Source organism: Lactococcus sp. KTH0-1S, assembly GCF_052544945.1.
The window spans coordinates 918,919-937,696 of the sequence record NZ_CP195165.1 but is presented as its reverse complement, the minus strand read 5'-3'; the positions used below and the strand labels follow the sequence as shown (position 1 = coordinate 937,696).

Below are 18,778 nucleotides of genomic sequence, written 5' to 3'. Positions count from 1 at the left end.
AATACGCATCATTTTTAAAGGCTCGGCTTCGCTTTAGGGATAATGATTTCAACAGTTGTCCCCGCTCCTGGTGCCGAGATTACTTTGGCATCTCCGCCGATTAATAAAGCACGTTCTTTGATATTGGCTAAACCGTAACTGACCGTCTTATCACTAGTAGAAACATCAAAACCAACTCCATCATCAGCAATTTTCAAAAAAATGTTTCCAAGTGATTCTCTTAAAGAAACTTCAATGTGCTCGGCTTGCGAATGACGCAAAGTATTCGATAAAATCTCTTGAGCCATTCGAAATAAATTGTCCTCAACATTACTTGTTGCTTCAATATCAGCCAATTTAACCGTAATATTTGCTGATATTTTCGCTTGGAGCTCGTCTGTCAGTGCTGACAGGCCTTCTGCTAGACTTTTACCATCTAGTTCTACTGGTCTAAGATGTAGTAAGAGCGCTCGCATTTCATTTTGTGCAGAATGGAGCACTTTTAAAACTAATTGTGTCTGTGTTTCAATTTGTTCTTTAGTCAAATTTTGTGTCGAACCAGCAACAGAGGATAAAATCATTGTCGCTGCAAAAAGTTCTTGACTGACAGAATCATGAAGTTCACGTGAAATTCTTTTACGCTCTAATTCAATAATTTCAGCTTTGTCAGCAGATTTTTGCTTAGATAATTCTTGGAGTTCAGCTGACATATTCATAATTTTATCATGAACGACTTGTAATTCAGGAGATTCAGGTTGTTGATTTTCTTCTAAAAGTTTAATATCATCTTGAAATTTTTGTTGAATAGCCATATTTTCAATATGATTAAAAAGGGTAAAAATCAGCGCAAGTAATCCTGCAACTGATATAAATATCCATAAACCGTAGAAATTATCTCGAAGTTCCCTAATAATATTAGCGGTATTTAGTCCCCCTAAAGGTTGACCACTATTCATCATTATAAATAGAAGAAGATACATAATAAGGATGATACTAAAAACTGCTAAAAAGGTTGTGAAAAGTGATTTTTTCATCCTCTAATCACCTCAATATTTCCTGAATCAACACGGATATTGATTTTAATTCGTTTTTCCGCCTGATCTAAATTTTCGCTAAAATAACGAACATTTCCCGCATTAATTTGTGCTGCCTCATTGAAAATCTTTACAAGCCCAGCATTTGTTGTTAAATCAAGCGAAACTCCTACGTCATCAGGAACAATAATTTTTGTATTACCTGTCATTTTTTTAATAGAAAGACTATTTCCAGAAGGTTTAAAAGTAACATCATCAAGATCAATGATATCATTTTGATTTTCATTCATGATTGACTCAGATTCATCTTGAGAAATATCTTCGTAAGAAAAATTTCTTACTCCTCCTTCTCGTGGATTATTTTTCCAAAAAACGATGCAAGCAATCGTAGGGAAGATAATTGCTAACCAGAACCATCCAACTGTGAAGAGAATCATTACCGATATTGCCCAAAAAATGAAACTGATGATACGTAATACACGCGCACGCGAACGAGTCGCCAAGATAGTAAAGAGAATAGCTAAAGCTAGAACTACCCACATACGCGGTGTACTAATCACATGAAAAATCAATCCTAATACAATAAAAATTTCTATAATAAAGATTGCTTTCAATTTTTTATTCATAAATCTATTGTACCAAAAAAAAGCTTACTTTTTCTCGGACTTAAGACTTAAATTTTACTTAAGAAAAATAGAGAAAAAATACTCCATTCATTAAGATGAAGTATTCTTTAAATTACTTAATAAAAAATATTTTTATCATATCCCATAAAATTTTTCAAAAAGATTTCTACCAGCTTGACTTCTTAACCCCTGGAATCTTACCTTCATGCGCCAATTTTCTAAAATTAACTCGTGACATACCAAATTTTCGCATGTAGGCTCTGGGTCTTCCGTCAATTCGATCTCGCATTTTCATTCGATTGGGATGAGAATCTTTAGGCAGTTTTCGGAGAGCTTCATAATTTTTTTCTTTCTTAAGTTCCTGTCTAAGCTCTTGATATTGAGCAACTAATTTTTGTTGCTTTTTAAATTTAGCAATTTTTGATTTCTTCGCCAAAATATTATCCTTTCATTTATTAATTTAGTTAACCAGTTAAGTATATCCTATAAATAAAACAATGTCAACTGGTTAACATTATTTTATTATCTCTATTTTAATTAGCGGCTAAAGCTCCTCCTTGACTTGAAACATAATCTTGGGCATTCTCCTTATTTATTTTTACTAGACTCCCTTTAGTATCCACTCCATAAGTTTCACTTTTTTCACCTTTGATAGTTACCGTCGCAGAAGGCATATAATATTGGTCAGTTTGACTTCCAAAATAGTTTTCATATGTAATTACACTTTGATCAAGCTTATCAGTGACAGACTCATCATTTGCTTGTCTCATTAAATTTTGAATAGCCAAATCCACATTTTCTGGTATGAATTCATAACTTCCGCCATCTACCATTTGACTTACCCCTTGATATTGAACAGAAACTACCTTGTTAAGACAATCTTTATAGGCCATAAGTGCGGTCAAATTAGCAAGATTTATCGAAATGTTCGTTTTAAAATCTGATGAAATATCATTTAAAAATGATTGATATTTAAAAACACTATTAAGACTAAGCATCTTGTTCATTAATTCAGTCATAACTTCTCGTTGATGAGCGGCGCGTCCATAATTCCCATTGGCTAACGTATCTCTATCTCGAGCAAAAACTAAGGCTTGTTCTCCGTTGATGAGCTGCTTAGGATTTCCTGAAAGATAAGGAACATAAGCTTTATATTCAGGTTCTGTATTTGAGATATAAATCGCTCCACTATCTACAGTTTTATCTGAACCAGGCAAAGTTATTTTACCTGAATCAGTCCCCTGATAGACATCTGAGCCATTAGTATCATTTACAACTTCTACTCCTCCAACGTCATTCACGAGATTTACTAAACCGTCCATATTAACGATCATAAAATTATTAAGATTAAGTCCTACTTGATTACCAATGGTTTTCATAGCATAAGTGACAGCAGAAGATAACCCACCATTATTAAATCCTAAAGGATAAGCAGCATTCATTTTTTGAGTAGATTGAATTTTTCCAGATGCATCTTCAATATTCGTCATCGTATCTCGTTCCACTGAAATAATAGTGGTTGTTTTTGTCCGAGGATTCAATGTTAAAATAATTTGAGAATCTGAATTTCCATTCCATGAATCTGCACCCCCTCGACTATTATCGCCAGTATCAACTCCCATAAGTAATATAGTTAGTGGTTTCTTTGCAGATATACTAGAACTTTTTATTTTTGTATTTACATGAGTTTTCGTTAATGTTTTTTCTGCTTGAACGTAGATAACCGCACTAACTGCCACGACTAAAATAACAAAAAAGGACATAAAACGAACAAAATATACTTTTTTAGACCTTTTTATTTTTTTCTTTTGTCTAATTTCTTTTCTTTTCATATCAAAAATACTTCTTTCTTTTATTAAAAATTATAACTTACTTAAACTCTTTAATTTTTCGTCAGCCGAGCTATTCAAAACCAGTCCTACTGCCAAAGTTGAAATTAAAAATGAGGATCCACCTTGTGATAAAAAGGGAAAGGTGACTCCTGTTTCTGGAACCAACCCAATTGCTCCACCTAAATTGACAAAAACTTGTATCAACAAAAAAGATGAACAACCAATTGAAATCATTGAATTAAATGGATCTTTTGCCCGCATCCCCACCAAAAGCATTCGGGTAATCATGAAAAAAATGACAGCTAGGATTATTATTCCACCAATGATTCCCAATTCTTCTACTATTACTGAAAATATAAAATCTGTATGAGCTTCAGGCAAAAATCCTTGTTTTTCAATCGAATTCCCAAGTCCTCTTCCAAACCAGCCACCATCTACGATCGCATAATATGAATTAGCAAGTTGATGACCCGAAGAAGCCAAGTCAGTAAAAGGATTAACGAATGCTTTAAATCGAGCATTAATATAAGATCCTGGAATCAAATCGCCTCCACTGATAAAAAGAAAGAGCAAAAAACTAAGACTAATCGTAAGCAACATCTTCCCATAACCTGAAAACCATCGCCAAGAAATTCCACTTGCACCAATCATTATCAAGGCTAAGAGCCCAATAATTGCTGTATTTCCTAAATTAGGCATACTGAGTTCCACTATCATTAGTAAGATAATCGGAAATCGCCATCCCCCTACAACTTTTTTTATGAGATTGTTACCCTTAAAAATTGCTTGAATATCATTTTTCTCAATCTCTTCTTGTCTGTTAGAAAAGATAGATGCAAGAAACCAGACAGTAAAAAGTTTTGCAAATTCAACAGGTTGAATGGTTCCAATCCCTGGTAAGGGAATCCATCCATGTGCTCCATTCGCTGATGTATTAGGTCCAACCCTTGAATAAATCATCAGCAAGATAATAATTAGAAAAATTATTTTTAAAATCTTTTCATTTTTTATAATTCTTAATTTTACTCGATAAATAATAATTAAAGCCACAAAACTTATAATTATAAAGACTCCTTGAGAAATTGCCAATCGATAAGGAGATAGTCCTCGGTTAATTTGATAGGGGACAGTTGCTGAAAACACCATGAGTAAGCCAACAGCTGAAAGAATCAAGTAAGGAATCAAAATAGATAAATCTAAAAAACTATTTTTTGTAATTTTTTTATCCATAAAGGAATCCTCCTTTGTTAATTTTCCAAATGAACGATAAGAGTATTTCTAGTTGCAAATCAATTACTAACTTTTTCTCCCTTATTTTATTATTTTGTTTTATTTTATGAATTAACATTTTTGTCATCGGCTTGTACCTCAATTTTTGATTTATAGTAGATTTTGATTGTATAGCTCCAACTCAGAGAACTAGATTAGATTGAAGTGATAAAAATGCTTGTCCACTTTTATGCTATCTTTCTTCCTATAGCTCCCAGGGTCTGAGCCACTGTTATTCTGTCCATCCATTTTCACCACCTTCTTTTTTATAAAAAAATTGCCTACGCCGGTTGAACGTAGACAAGGTATGATTTCAAAAAGATACACTATCAAGTGAACTAAAGTACCCAGTATCGTTCAAGCTTTAGCTCCGCAGGGCGATGTTGTTGCACTATTTCACGCCTTCTTTTTTCGACGTGAACTGTTGGCCCTCTCATCGTGTCTCCACGACTCTGCGGCAGCAACCCGTATCCCTGTGGTAGCCTCACCTACCGATGGTTAGAAAATCTCTAACCAAAATTGCTTAAATTAAATTTTCAAAATATTTCCTAAGCAAAAAAATTATAACATAACCTATATTTTTAGTCAAATAACAAATGCATTACCTAATTTAAATGTTTTTTATTAGATTAAACCTCTTGTTATGACTAAGTTTTTAGAAATTAGAACTAAGAAAAAATTCTATTTTTTAAAATAAAATACCAAAGATTAAAATATACAGACAAAAAGCTTATAATGGAATAATGAATTTCGTTAATAAATAAAAAACTCCTTAGCCAGTATTGACTAAGGAGTTTTTTATTAGATTTATCGAATCCCCAAAGCAATACGGGCATCACGACTTATTTTATCAACTGTCCATGCTAGATGGTTTTTGAAAGTTATTTTTTATTTGTTGTTATACCAATGATTATAGGCTAGTAAATTTTTAAAAGTCAAGTAATATGTGGCTTGAAGCATCTACTAAATGTACTATAAATCAACCTATAAAATACCTTCAATCGTTGCAATGTAACCGGCTCTAGGAAATTTTTTTGATTATCTATCAAAGTAAACCTGTGTCATGTAATAAGTAATATTCGATTTCGTCTTTTTAACTTTCACCATTACCATTTTTTTAAAACAAAATCAGATTTACAACTCGCTCAAAAATAAAGTAAAATTCTTGTATTTATATTATTTATATTTACAAGCGCCTTTCAATTTTAGTCCTATCATTTTGGTATATTTCTGCTAATAGCCATAAAACTAATGGATAAAATTATAAATAACACACCTAATAAGAAAATAGTGTGTTGACTTTGTCCAAATATCAAAAATATAAGACCTGCAATAAAAAAACAAATACTTGCTATTTGATATAACTGTTTATCTTTCATAAATCATCTCCTTCAAATGTTAAACTATTAGGTTTTCTATGTAATGTATTATAACAAAATTCACTAAAAGCCAAGCATGCACACCCTGATTATCTCGTATTATTCAAAAATAAATTTTAGTTTAATTATTTTGTTTTTATTTTAATAGATTTAATTACTACTTAATAGCACTTTTGAAGTAGTAATATTTTATGAAATTTTTATTGATATAGAGTCAATCATTGTATTTTTTTATGTCATTGCTATGCTTAGACTCTTATTGTTCAGCATGGCTATTGAGGCACTATATAGTTAGTGCTACTTTTTCATAGTTAAGTTTTGGATTCACCACTGTTGTATAAGAGAGATAAAATAAGAAGTTCAATAAATAATTTTTTTGAATGATAAATATACTATATTTTTTTAAATAGAATAAGTTTCGATCCAACATGATCTTCTATAGAGATTGAGTTTTCATCATCTTTAAATGGAATACCTTTCTCTATTATTCTTTGTGAAATTGAGTCATAGTAATCTTTAGATACTTCTAATTCCCATTTTAATATACCATTTTCTAATAAATTTCTTTTATTTATATTTTCACCCTCCCAAATATTTGTGGCAAAATGATGATGATAGTGATTCTGAGAATAAAAGTGAGCCGTATCCCCGACAAATGATACCAAATCGGTATTTAATAGCTCATTAAAAAATTCATCTGATTTAGCAATTGAATTACCCGTGAAATGCAGATGACCAATTTTCATATTTTTAGGATAATCTAAATGGTTATTTTTTTGATCTAATAAAGCTTGAACATCAACTGGTAAAGTCCCCATTTTAACTTTACCATCTTCCCAAATCCACTCAGTAGAGTCTCTATCGTGATATAGCTCTATGCCATTTCCCTCTGGATCATTAATATAAAATGATTCACTTACTAAATGATCTCCAGCTCCTATTGGATAATTGTTTTTAATAATTCTATCTACTATTGTCGCCTTTGACGATACATCAGGAAACAATATTGCATAGTGAAATAAACCTGCTGTATTTTTCTTTCTAAGTCTACCTCCAAATTCCAGAGTGAGAAAAGCTTCTTCATTTTCCCTGAAAGCGTAAGAAACACTACTATCAGTCTCACTTATCACATGAAATTGTAGTAGATTCTCATAAAAATTTCGCATTACAGAAATATTAGAAGCTCTCAGTGTTATTTTCTTTATAATAAATGGTTTTGTATCCATATCAAGTCCTTCAATTCTTTATCTATTATTTATAAGTATATCAATTAAATTTTTTTAAGTAAAGAAAATCGTTTACAACCGTAAACGTAAAAGCCTTTCCAACCTGAGAACGCTTATTTTTATAACAACAAAGTGTACAAAGCATATTATCTGATTTCACCTTCTTATTTGTTTCATTTTGTTATTTAGGAGGATTATTGCCGTTTAATAAGTATTCTAGTTACACTTGCAAATTAATTTAAGCAATACCTATAATTCTTTGAATAGAAAAAAACATTTAGGATGTGAGATAAATTCCATATCCTAAATGTTTTTTATTTAAATATTAATCTTAAACATGTATAAAGCCATAGTTTGCATCACTTATTTTTACTGTACTGGTTGTGTTAAAATAACCATTCCCTAGGTCAATAGCCTCTCCGATCACCATTGTTCCTGCTGCTTTGTTTACACTCTCAACGACTGCCACATGCCCATAGCTTCCACCTCGAACATTCGGTCCAAATACTGCTATGGTAGATCCTGCTACAGGATTATTATCAACTGTAAATCCATCTGCACTTGCTGAAGCTGCCCAATCTTCACCATTCCCCCAGCTAGCATTCCACCAACTACCATACGCACCACAAAACTCGCGGTAGAAACTTTTGTAACATATCATTATCTTCTCTAAATTAAATATCAATAACTTTTTTTAAATCTAATACATTAGCCAGTTTACAACTGGGTTCTTTAAAAATAGCATCTACTAAAAATAATATAGCTATTTTTATTTACAGAGGTATGTTTGAATCATTATGGTTTATATTGTTGGTTAAGTCCTATAATAATTGATCAACTCCGGCTACAAAATTACTATTTCTCCCAAAAACTAATACTTTTAAATTTTTTATTTTTGATTCAACTAATTATTATCAAAAAAAGCTATGTGCTACATACTTTTTTCTCATTTTTTAATAAAAAAATTAGCATAGCTATAAACAAATATATAAAAAATACCATGTATCACATAGTATTTTTTTTCGATTACTTTTTTATATTTCTTGAATAGTTGGGCGAAACATGGTTATTTACAAATAATTGAATACAAATGGACAAAAGCGCGTGCCACAACCTAAATTAATTGATATTAGAAGACAATGTTTAGATTATTCTTACAAGACTAATAGGCATTATCTGCTTAGTGATCAAAATGTAGAAACCCAAAAATATTTAACTTTGTGTTTATTTATTTGATATTAATACAAATTTACACAAAGGAAAAAATTATGCAAAAGAACTTAAAGAAATAATACTTGGAATTTTCATTCTTTAATTTGAATAGCCATATATGATTTATTCTCCCTTAATATTCAGTGTCTTTCAATTTTAATGCTCTTTTCAAATAAAAGATGATTAATATGACACTAGCTATTAATGTAAACAATATAGATAATAGCATATATACTGTTGCATGAGTTCCATTTATAATATAATTATAAGCATCCCCACCAACGTAATAATTTACTTTTGAACCAAAATCTTCTGATCTATATACCCACAATTTAAACAATGAGACACACGCCGAAACAAATGATAAAGTATATAATATAAATGCACCTATTATCCAAGTATTAGAGTTAATATTCATATTTTTTCTGTTACTATTTTCTTTTTTTCCTTCGGAAGTTTTTGAGAACAAGTATAAAACAACTAATATTATTAATAAAAAAACCAAAGTTATACTCAAATCAACCATGATAATTTTCTCCTATCCTTTTTCTAAAATATCTAATCTTTAGATATTTTACATATTACAAAATATTTTTCTCTACTTATATCATAATTTGTATAAGTAATCTCTACTTTTACATGATGTTTATTCAATAGTTTATCAAAAATTTCTTTATATGCATTGGGTAAATAAAACATTATTTTTATTTTTCCACCAAAATCTTGCGCACTAGTTGGAGTATAGCTCTGCCACTATCAAGTTTAATTTCCCAATTATAACTCATATTTAACTAATTAGGTTGAAAGTATTCCTCTTTTTTAACCTGTTAATATAATGATAATTGAAAAACCCAGCATCACTCTCTTTCGATTTTCCATCTCATAGAAAAATCTTTCTACATCAATATTTATAGTTTTCTAGTTCTAGTTGTTGTTCCGATTAATACTGTTCTACACAATATAAATAATCTGCTCAAGCTTGATCATCTTCAACTAAATCAACTGTCTTAGATTTAATTTCAATCTCAACAAGTATAGAAAACTCTACAATTCCTTCACCAATAATAAGATGTTAGTTTACGAATGACATTAGAACTTTTAGCGATCGCTTAAAAGCTACTAGAAAAAGCAAAAATTTAACACAAGCAGACTTAGCTCACAAATTAAATATTGTTACTGGTACTGTATCTGCCTATGAACAAGGATTAAAATACTCTTCCATTGAAATTTTGGTAAATATTTGTCAGGTATTAGAAATTTCCGCAGACTTTCTTTTAGGAGTCTCAGACAATTTTTCACTGAAAATGGGTGGACTAACTGAGGAACAAGAACAACTTTTTTTACAGCTTCTATCAATTGTAGAACAATATAATATATTAAAGGAAACAAATAATAATAAAACAGGGATCAGCTAATCCCTGTTTTATTGTATAGTTGAACAAGTATAGTGGTAATAATATTTAAAAGTATTATATTTACTTAATTTGGTAAAAACCCCTCCCCTCAATTGATGGGTTATCCTTACTGAATTATTAATCAGAAGCCCCTGATTCAGACAAAATGGGTTAATTCCAAATCAGAAAGAACGATACTATTTTAAAAATAAATTTCTTTTTATATCTGTTTATTTTCTATTAGTCCAAGTCTTGCCTCAAGTGTACTCATTAACTCTGCTTGTTTATCTGATTCAGCTTGCAACTCTTGTAATTTTTTGAGTTTGTTCATATTATTTTCTCCTAATTTCTATTAATATTCAAACAATTCTTTATATCTCTCTTCACATTCTTCATCTGACAATGGATTTTTCATTTCATGTAAAATTCTTTCAACATCAACATAATAATCTTGATTATAAAAATAATCGTGTTCTTCTTGTTCTGCTTCATACTGTGCAACGTTAAATAAAAACTCTTGGTATGCTTCATCATCGTCTTCTGCAACTGAATTATCAAGCACATCACCCGTATTAGATTCAGTCTTAGATTCAAAATTTACTAGTTTAGAGAAAATTGATTTCATCACTTCTACATACAATCCAGCATGAACCAATCTATAAAAAGGTTTCTCAGAATAATTTATTTCTTCTGTTTGTTGATGATTTTTTTGTGAACTACTAGCGTTTTTCATAATACGGTTGAAATAATTTTCTCTGACCTTATCAATATCTCCTTCTCCACCAACTTGAATCTCATCAAACACATTAAACAATCTATAAGCATATTTAAAGCCAAATTTTTCTTGAACTGCATTATCAACCTCTTTTACCAATTGGACTTCATTTTTAATATCAAAATCCTTAGTACTTTGACCAAGCTTAAAATATTTGTTTTTCAATTCCTTAAGTCTATTGTTTTCAGCTTTAATTTTTGTTTCTACTTCTTTTTTAAAAATCATGTATTCTTCATATTTTTCAGCATCTATCTTATTTCTATTTGAATCTAAATAACTAATTCTATGATTAGTTTTTGAGAGTTCTTCTTCAATCAAAGACATATATATATGTCTTTGATTTCTAACTAGATTGTTTACAGTATCTCTAAGACCAGATTCATCCTCTTTTTGCTTGCCTGCTAATGTAAAAATACGATGCTTTGAAACCTCTTCTTTAGCAATAGCTTTTATTTTATATTTGTTAAAGCCAACCATTTTTTCGAAAAGCTGATTTACTGTAAACCCTTTATAAAAATTTTCATTCTGACCAAGAGCCACCTCTTGATTAATCAATTCACGAATAACAAGAATTTCGTTTGTCCAATCTAAAGACTGACCACCATTATTTTTATAAGGATTATATTCAACCACACCTTTAAATCCTTTAAGTTTAAAGCTAGTTCCACCATAGCGACCTTTTTTTGAAATAACTTTAACTGATTCAAACTGATTTTCAAGTTGAGCGATTACTGAATCTTTAACTGTTGTAAGTCCTTTGAACTTATAATTATTTTTAATTATAGATTGCTTTGAACTTTCTGTTAATAATTGACCATATTCTTCAATAAGTTTTTTTGTATCCACCTCAATAGATTCTGATATTTCTAATTTCATAAATTTAACCATCCTTTATAATTTTTAAATAATATTTTTATTTGTAACTAGCTAGTGCATTATTTAACGCTTCATCTCTTTTAAAAGCCCAAAACTGCTGTTTTGTTTTCACATGAAGCCCAGTAATAATATAATTTATACTTTTAACTCTATAGATATAATCAAATTGTCTCGTACTGTAGCAAACATATATATCTTTTTTTAAATCTTCCATTTCTATTTCCTTTCATTTTTTTCTTTTATATTTATAACCACAAGGTCAAAAGATTGCGACTTGAAAAGCTAGGCTAAAGCCTTTGGGCGCTTTTCTGGCGTCGTCTACTCATTTCACAGTCAGAGCCTGTTCAATTCGTAGGACAAATTTTGTTAGTCTTCTAAATTAATAAGTTTTTAAAATATTTTAAAGTGTACAAGTCTGTTGCCTTAAAAGAAATTAAGTAAGGTAACGGATATGTATACTTTAAAACTATTTATTATTAATTTTAAAGAGGACTTAGTTATAACCTTATATATATTATTTAATAGGAAAAAACCGTATTCCATTAAAAACTGAAAAGTCATGTCCTACGATTTGAACGAGCTTGTCTCGCGAAATGAGTAGACGGTGCCAGAAAAGCGACAGAGTGAGCGATAGCTCACAGCTTTTCAAACCGTGTCTCTTTTTACCTTATTATTAATCAACTTTTAAATTATATTTTTTTCTGTATTTCATAATTTCACGATTCACAGCTTTATTTTGCTGTTCATTAAATTTAAAAGAATGGTAAAGTAAAATATTTTTGTTTGGGTCATATAATGTATAACTTTTGACAACTAGTCCTGATTTTTTCATCTCGTTTGTCCAAGTTGTCATATTTTTTTACCTGCTTTCTTTTTATTGTAGAAATTATAGAAACAAAAAAACATAAAATAACCCAAAAAAATATATTTATATAAGACTAACCAAAGAATGGCTGGACTACTAAAATATTTTACGTTTATTTTATGTTTAGTTTTATGTTTAGTTTTATGTTAATGTTAATTTTTTTAGTTAATTTTCTTTTATGAGTCTAAATTAACTTTATGCTACCATTATATCATAATTTGTATCATTTGTCAAGTTAATGATATATATCAAAAAAGCATGTATAATCTAGTACTTTTTGATAGATACCAAAAAGACTATACACTCTTATTTTCCAAAGATTAGTTTTTCTAGTCTTGTCTTAGTAATCTCTATGAGAATATCACCTTATGAAAGACTCACAACGTTTTCCTCATAAACAAAAGCAATATCTCCAATAAAACAATTACCCATGTCTGAGAAAGTTGTCTTTCGATATCGTTCAATTACCCCTTCCTCCATTAACATATAAAAATTGATTATTTTAGTTTATGATAATAAAAAAACTCTTACAATTAAGTAAGAATTATCTGTTAAACTTTATAACAGAACTCTTTTTAGAAAATCATTCCAACAGTTTTAGAACTAGATAAAGCCTTAGTATCTAACTCGCTCAATTTAGATGAACGAGTTGAATATGAACCAGATGGATTTATAGCTTCATCATTGAAATTAAAAACATCCTGAGCGAACTCCTCTAAATCATCAGCTCTATTTGATTTTTCTGGAAAATATTTTCTTATTAATTCCGAAAGGTTGTTTGCAGAGTCAATATTGTTTTGAAAGAAACTATTCAATTCACTAAACTCATTACTATACTGTGTCTGAAAAGCATGGATAGCATCTTTAAAATCAGTATAGTTTTTTCCATTTACAGTGGCATAATTTTCAAAAATTGCATCTCTCCAGACTTTAGTGATTTTATTGCCATAAGACTCTGATTCTGATGCTTTAAGCATGGATTGTGTATATATTTCTATCCATTTATTATTTACTTCGTCTGTTATTTTTTTTTCGTTTTTCTTAGCCTCAGATTCATCCTTAGAGAATTTTTTGTCATATTCCCTAGTCATTTTTATCATTTGAAATAAATTTGACTTATTATTCGCATTTTTAGACAATACAATCCATTGACCATAATCATTAACATGATTTTGTGGTGCAAAATTGTTTTCAGACAATTTTTCAACATTATCAATCTGTACAGCAATTTTAGAAGAATATCTGCTTACTGATTGATGGTATGCTCCTAACAGTATAGTGCCTAAGACAACTATTATTGCAATAATTATGGCTATTTTTTTATTTTTAATTATCGTTTTCATTTTTTCCTTTCAACCAATAATTATATTAAATTTCTTACTGTGCTCTGTGTAGTACTTTTTGTTTCAGCTGAGTCTTTATCCTGAGAATAAGCACTCAGTGATATTTCACATAAAGCAATAACTCCAATACTGGTAAGCTTTCTCATGAGTTACTCCTTAAATTTATTTATTAGATATTAACTATAATTTCATAATATATTTAGTATATCAGAAAAACATAATTTTATATATTAAGTTATAGTTAAGTTTAAAATTATGTTCTGTAAGATATATTATTTTAAATGTTTTAATGGACTGAATTTGACAGCCTTACTTATTAATTGTTCATTTGTCAGCTTTTGTAAGTAAATTTGTGTAGTTGATAAATTATAAATATTTTACTATTACTGATAAATAATATTGACTTTCAGTTTTGAAAACGCTATAATAATTGTAAAAAATATCAAAGGAGATGATTTATGATACCTAAATTAGTAAAAGCCGAATTGATGCCCAACCTCCGATTGAAGTTGTTTTTTGACAACAAAGAGATTCGTTTTCTTGGAACTAACAACTCTAAAGATTTTGTTGAAAAAAATAGTATATTAAAAAATATGTTTTCAGCATGGGGAGCAAGCCTATCCTCACTTTCAGGTACTGGGCAAGGTTTAGAAATCTCCAAAGATGGCAGTTTATCAATCGAAAATCATACTTTGTCAGCTAAAGATGTTTATGAACTAAGCGTACCGAACCTGTCGGAACTTAAAATTTAAATAGACCATATAAAAAATACCAACCAACCTCCTGCTAATCAACAGGAGGTTTTTCTATCTACATTTTTTTCAGTCTAAATTCTGTAAAGGACTGTATTTAATGACTTTCTTAATTTCATTCTCGATATTTAAACTTCTAAGATAAATCTCAGTAGTCTTGATGCTAGCGTGTCCCAGTAATTTTTGAATCATGTATATATCAACGTTCTCACGTACTAATTTTTGAGCAAAATAATGTCTAAATGTATGAGGTGAGATACGGATACTGTCACGAATGTTCACCGCTTTTCCTATTTTATATATTTCTTTTTCGGCTAGCCTATAATCATATTTTTTTCCAAATTTAGTTACAAATACATTTTCGAGGGGAATTATCCCATTACTTGAAAAATAATTTTCTTTTGCTCTAACATATTTCAGGTGTTGTTTGTAAACAAGGGGTGAACAATGAACAATTCTATCTTTTTTCCCTTTACCACTTTTTATGATAATTTGAGAATCATTAATATTTTCTAATTTTAGACTCAATGCTTCATTTATCCTCATACCAGTATCTGTAAGTATAAGTAACAGCAAGTAATTTCTCTCATTCACAAATTTTGTACAAAATCCAGTTCGTCCCTTCCCAGTTTTCTTGATGGTATTAAAGGTTCTTTTTCTGGTATATTGGAGCATTGTTTTTATCTCTGAATCTGTAAATGTATTTACAATCGTCTTCTTCTCTTTAATCCATTTAACACGGTGTATAGGCGCTTCCTCATACCTAATGTATTCTTCATTAATACAATATGAAAATAGTGCCCTAATAACCCTTAAATGACCATTAACAGTTGTCTCAGAGTAACCACATTCTAATCTATCAACTAAATATTTTTTTATGTGAATTGGTTTGATTTCATTAATATTTAAAATATCATTTTGGCACAAAAAAACAGAGAAAATCCTCAATGTTTTTTCTCTGAATATAATTGTATTTTTTGAAAGCCCTCTTGCTTTATTATCAAAAAGCATTTCTTGAATTGCTGATTGGATTGAAATTTCCATGTTGTTTTCCTCTATTTTTTAGTAGATTTAACAACAATAAATAATTTTTCAAAAAGGGCTGGGATACCGTACTAAATGTACTTTTTAAGATATTAAAACCTCTATCATCCCCCTCTTAAATCCAGTGATAGAAGCCTATCGAATCCCCAAAGCAATACGGGCATAACGACTCATTTTATCAACTGTCCATGCTGGATACCAAACCAAGTTCACCTTGATTTCACCAACTTCTGGCACTTCTTTCAAAGCATCATGAATTTGTTCAGTCAAAAGGTCAGCCAAAGGGCAACCCATTGTTGTCAATGTCATTTTAATTTCTGTAAATCCGTTATCTTCAAAGCTAATTTCATAAACTAATCCGAGGTTGATAATATCAATCCCAAGCTCTGGGTCAATGACGTTTTCAAGGGCAGAGAGAATTTTGTCCTTGATTTCATTCACTTGCTCTTCTGTGTATTTATCTGCCATTTTATCTCCTTAGGCTGTCATAAAAAGCAAAACTTTAAAGGTTGAACGAATGTGCTTTCTAGGACAAATCCAAATTGTCAAATTCTTTTTACAGCTTTATTTTACCAAATTTATTTTAAAATTTCTAGATAAAAAATTACTGACAGAAAAATTTATTCATAAAATTTTCTGTCAGTAATTTATTTTATGCAAAACGCGAGAATTTCTTGAAGAAACTCAACATGAAAGTAAAGAGAGCGATAATAACCACAAATAGAATTGCTTCTGGTAAAATTGCTCCATTCAAACCAATGGTTTCGCGTAACATTTTTAAACCATAAGTCATTGGTAACCAAGGACTGATGACTTGATATATTTTAGGCGCCAGTTGTAAGGGGTAAGTTCCTGCGCTCGTCGCCAGTTGTAGAACTAAGACTACAATCATAAGGAATTCACCAATCTTACCTAGAGCCGTTAAGAAGAAAGTATTGATTGCCATGTAAGCGAAGCTGATTAAAAGTACTGACAACAACATTTCCCACAAATGATTTGGCCTCAATCCAAGAAGAGCAACTGCTCCCCAGACGATGATTCCTTGTAAAAGTGCTACCAAACCATTTGTACCAATTTTCGCCAACATAAATTCGCGACCAGATTTCCATTTTTCACCTGAGAAACCAATTCCAATCACAACATTTGTCGCAAGGGCACCAATAAAGAGAGCAACATTAATCATGTATGGTGTCATTCCTGCACCATTTTCTGGTACATTGTCATGGTCAGTATGTTTAAGTTTCAACGGTGCAGCTACTTTTTTAGCATTTTCATTAGAATTATTAGTTGCTGAGAGAGTATCATCTGCTTTGGTTAAAGCTGTTGACAAGTTATTAGCACCCGTATTTAGCGTTCCCAAACCACTTGTTAAACTTGAACCTCCATTTGCCAATTGTTGTGAACCAGAGGAAATTTGTTGAGCACCCCCTACCAATTGATTTGAACCTGAAGTTAAAGTTGAACCATTCGCTTGTAATTGTGACAATCCAGAAACTAATTGCATTGTTCCACTTTGTAAATCTTTTGATTTACTTGCTAATTGTTGAGCGCCAGCGTTTGCTTGATTAACTCCGTCAGCATATTGGGCAAAACCAGAAGTTAATTTTTGACTTCCAGAAGTTAACTGGTCATTAAAATTCGTCAAACCAGCATTTAACTGATTGATACCAGGAATAAATTTTGTGTTTACATTAGTGTTTACTTCGTTCAAACCACCTGAAAGGTCAGCAATTATTTGACTTGCGCCTGGAACTAAAGCTTTCAATTGTGGAACTTCTGTTAAAAGTGGTTCCACAGCAGTTAAGCCTGTTTCAACCGATGTCACATTATTCTTAATTGAATTTAAATTTGTTTGGACTGCACTACTATTAGCTGAATTTTGTATAGCAGCTAGTATTTCATTTTTTTGATCCACAGTCAGACTTCCACTAGTAAAAGCACTTGTAGAAGCAACTGCTTTTTGCTCTTCTGTTACTTGAATAGTTTCCAGTTGTTCTAGATTTTTTGACAATTCCTCTAAATTACTCTTCACAGAAGTGACAGTTGTTGAATCAACCTTCGCATTTTGCAATTGTCCATTCAATTCGTTCAAACCATTTTGTACTGTTGTAATATTTGCTTTCTTATCTTCTGGTAAGTCTGTTTTTTGAGCCAGTTCGTTCAAACCAGCTGACAAACTTTGAGTACCTGCTTGCAATTGACTCACCGCTTCTGACCCTTGAGAAATTTGTGAAATTCCTGCTGACAGCTCTTTTGATTTATCAGCCAGCGTTTGTGTACCTGCTGCTAATTGTTGCGTTCCACTGACAAATTGGTCAGCACCAGAAGAAAGTTGTTCTCCCCCATTGGCAGCTTGATTCACTCCTGATACGTATTTATTTAAGCCTGAACTCAAACTATTTGCGCCGTCAGTAAAAGTTAAACTTGATGAAGATAAAGTATTCAAATTACTACTTAATTCTTTTGAACCATTCAATGCTGAAGAAGTTCCATCAGCCAATTTATTTGAACCGTCAGAAGCTTCTTTCATTCCTGACTTCATATCACCAAGCTTAGCAAAAATTTCTTTGGTGTAAGTTTCTGTGATATTCTTAGAAACCTCTGATTTAAGCTGATTCATCGCACTTTCGCTCATTTTAGATGAAATATAGTTATGACCACGTGTCGTTTGATAATCTAACTGGACCGTTTTTGGTTTCTTATTCATTAAAGTCGTTGCATTTTCTGAAAAATTTTCTGGGAAAGTGATAACCATGTAATAATCACCTTTTTTTATCCCTTTAGAAGCTTTATCCTCCGAAACAAAATGATAATCTAAATCCTTTGATTTTTTCATTTCAGCAATGACATCATCACCAAGTTTGAATTTTTTACCGTTCAATTCAGACGTCTTGTCCAAATTCACAACCGCTACTGGTAAGTCATTCAATTTACCATAAGGATCCCACATAGAACCTAAGAAAATATAGTTATAAATTGCTGGTACAAGTGCCAAAGCGATAATAACAATAATAAAAAATTTGTGCTTTAAAATGGCTTGCCATTCTTTTTTTAACATCTTTTCCCCTTTCTTTATGGACAACACGTCCAAAAACTGTTACAATACGTATTATAAACTTTTTAGAAAATTTGACAATTATTATCCATTCAGTTTTGGACAGATTTTTAAATC

General features: G+C 30.7%; 18 protein-coding genes and 1 riboswitch. Of the genes, 2 read left to right on the top strand and 16 right to left on the bottom strand.

All coding sequences use genetic code 11. From position 1 onward, the window contains the following. Positions 1 to 14: 14 nt before the first annotated feature. The 9 genes from ACRYLU_RS04630 to ACRYLU_RS04590 all read right to left on the bottom strand — a co-directional run bounded on the left by ACRYLU_RS04630 (position 15) and on the right by ACRYLU_RS04590 (position 9,083). Entirely contained in the window at positions 15 to 1,013 is a 999-nt protein-coding gene (locus tag ACRYLU_RS04630; RefSeq protein WP_260310916.1) for a sensor histidine kinase, read from the bottom strand. Next, complete coding sequence (gene liaF / locus ACRYLU_RS04625) at positions 1,010 to 1,639, bottom strand: cell wall-active antibiotics response protein LiaF (protein WP_058205372.1); 630 nt, start codon at positions 1,637 to 1,639, stop codon at positions 1,010 to 1,012. Before liaF ends, ACRYLU_RS04630 begins: the two co-directional genes overlap by 4 nt. Before the next feature lie 166 nt (positions 1,640 to 1,805). After that, entirely contained in the window at positions 1,806 to 2,075 is a 270-nt protein-coding gene (gene rpsN / locus ACRYLU_RS04620) for a 30S ribosomal protein S14 (protein ID WP_010905608.1), read from the bottom strand. A 97-nt stretch (positions 2,076 to 2,172) separates the two neighbouring features. Beyond that, complete coding sequence (locus ACRYLU_RS04615) at positions 2,173 to 3,471, bottom strand: LCP family protein (RefSeq protein ID WP_058205373.1); 1,299 nt, start codon at positions 3,469 to 3,471, stop codon at positions 2,173 to 2,175. Between the two features lie 30 nt (positions 3,472 to 3,501). Continuing rightward, complete coding sequence (locus ACRYLU_RS04610) at positions 3,502 to 4,701, bottom strand: FtsW/RodA/SpoVE family cell cycle protein (RefSeq protein WP_012897536.1); 1,200 nt, start codon at positions 4,699 to 4,701, stop codon at positions 3,502 to 3,504. A gap of 380 nt (positions 4,702 to 5,081) precedes the next feature. After that, positions 5,082 to 5,243, bottom strand: a riboswitch (M-box (ykoK) riboswitch). Between the two features lie 711 nt (positions 5,244 to 5,954). Beyond that, entirely contained in the window at positions 5,955 to 6,119 is a 165-nt protein-coding gene (locus ACRYLU_RS04605; RefSeq protein WP_311867330.1) for a hypothetical protein, read from the bottom strand. A 392-nt stretch (positions 6,120 to 6,511) separates the two neighbouring features. Beyond that, positions 6,512 to 7,345: a VOC family protein gene (locus ACRYLU_RS04600; RefSeq protein ID WP_011835471.1), complete on the bottom strand. Its 834-nt coding sequence runs from the start codon at positions 7,343 to 7,345 to the stop codon at positions 6,512 to 6,514. A 331-nt stretch (positions 7,346 to 7,676) separates the two neighbouring features. Next, positions 7,677 to 8,006: a CHAP domain-containing protein gene (locus tag ACRYLU_RS04595; RefSeq protein ID WP_244735686.1), complete on the bottom strand. Its 330-nt coding sequence runs from the start codon at positions 8,004 to 8,006 to the stop codon at positions 7,677 to 7,679. Positions 8,007 to 8,690: 684 nt separating this feature from the next. Continuing rightward, the gene (locus ACRYLU_RS04590; protein WP_445081307.1) at positions 8,691 to 9,083 is read right to left on the bottom strand and encodes a hypothetical protein; all 393 of its coding nucleotides are present in this window, start codon (positions 9,081 to 9,083) and stop codon (positions 8,691 to 8,693) included. 562 nt (positions 9,084 to 9,645) lie between these two features. Here ACRYLU_RS04590 and ACRYLU_RS04585 point away from each other — a divergent pair. After that, entirely contained in the window at positions 9,646 to 9,972 is a 327-nt protein-coding gene (locus ACRYLU_RS04585) for a helix-turn-helix domain-containing protein (protein WP_445081372.1), read from the top strand. Between the two features lie 331 nt (positions 9,973 to 10,303). Here ACRYLU_RS04585 and ACRYLU_RS04580 read toward each other — a convergent pair whose 3' ends face one another. The 4 genes from ACRYLU_RS04580 to ACRYLU_RS04565 all read right to left on the bottom strand — a co-directional run bounded on the left by ACRYLU_RS04580 (position 10,304) and on the right by ACRYLU_RS04565 (position 13,810). Next, the gene (locus tag ACRYLU_RS04580) at positions 10,304 to 11,602 is read right to left on the bottom strand and encodes a hypothetical protein (RefSeq protein ID WP_445081306.1); all 1,299 of its coding nucleotides are present in this window, start codon (positions 11,600 to 11,602) and stop codon (positions 10,304 to 10,306) included. Between the two features lie 37 nt (positions 11,603 to 11,639). Beyond that, entirely contained in the window at positions 11,640 to 11,816 is a 177-nt protein-coding gene (locus ACRYLU_RS04575) for a hypothetical protein (protein WP_021722697.1), read from the bottom strand. A 459-nt stretch (positions 11,817 to 12,275) separates the two neighbouring features. Further along, a complete protein-coding gene (locus ACRYLU_RS04570) occupies positions 12,276 to 12,455 on the bottom strand; it encodes a hypothetical protein (protein ID WP_282676065.1) in 180 nt (59 codons plus the stop codon). 587 nt (positions 12,456 to 13,042) lie between these two features. Further along, complete coding sequence (locus ACRYLU_RS04565; RefSeq protein WP_445081305.1) at positions 13,043 to 13,810, bottom strand: hypothetical protein; 768 nt, start codon at positions 13,808 to 13,810, stop codon at positions 13,043 to 13,045. Between the two features lie 458 nt (positions 13,811 to 14,268). Here ACRYLU_RS04565 and ACRYLU_RS04560 point away from each other — a divergent pair, with 458 nt between their 5' ends. Next, positions 14,269 to 14,562 (top strand): hypothetical protein, encoded by a 294-nt coding sequence (locus ACRYLU_RS04560; RefSeq protein WP_445081304.1) that lies wholly within the window; start codon positions 14,269 to 14,271, stop codon positions 14,560 to 14,562. Positions 14,563 to 14,631: 69 nt separating this feature from the next. On the opposite strand, the gene ACRYLU_RS04555 is transcribed toward ACRYLU_RS04560, so the two are convergent. From ACRYLU_RS04555 to ACRYLU_RS04545, 3 genes are all read right to left on the bottom strand, one after another. Further along, positions 14,632 to 15,606: a tyrosine-type recombinase/integrase gene (locus tag ACRYLU_RS04555; protein WP_445081303.1), complete on the bottom strand. Its 975-nt coding sequence runs from the start codon at positions 15,604 to 15,606 to the stop codon at positions 14,632 to 14,634. A gap of 135 nt (positions 15,607 to 15,741) precedes the next feature. Then, complete coding sequence (locus ACRYLU_RS04550; protein ID WP_003131392.1) at positions 15,742 to 16,074, bottom strand: metal-sulfur cluster assembly factor; 333 nt, start codon at positions 16,072 to 16,074, stop codon at positions 15,742 to 15,744. Positions 16,075 to 16,258: 184 nt separating this feature from the next. Then, on the bottom strand, positions 16,259 to 18,664 hold the full coding sequence (locus ACRYLU_RS04545) for a YhgE/Pip domain-containing protein (protein ID WP_311866616.1): 2,406 nt from the start codon (positions 18,662 to 18,664) through the stop codon (positions 16,259 to 16,261). Positions 18,665 to 18,778 lie beyond the last annotated feature (114 nt).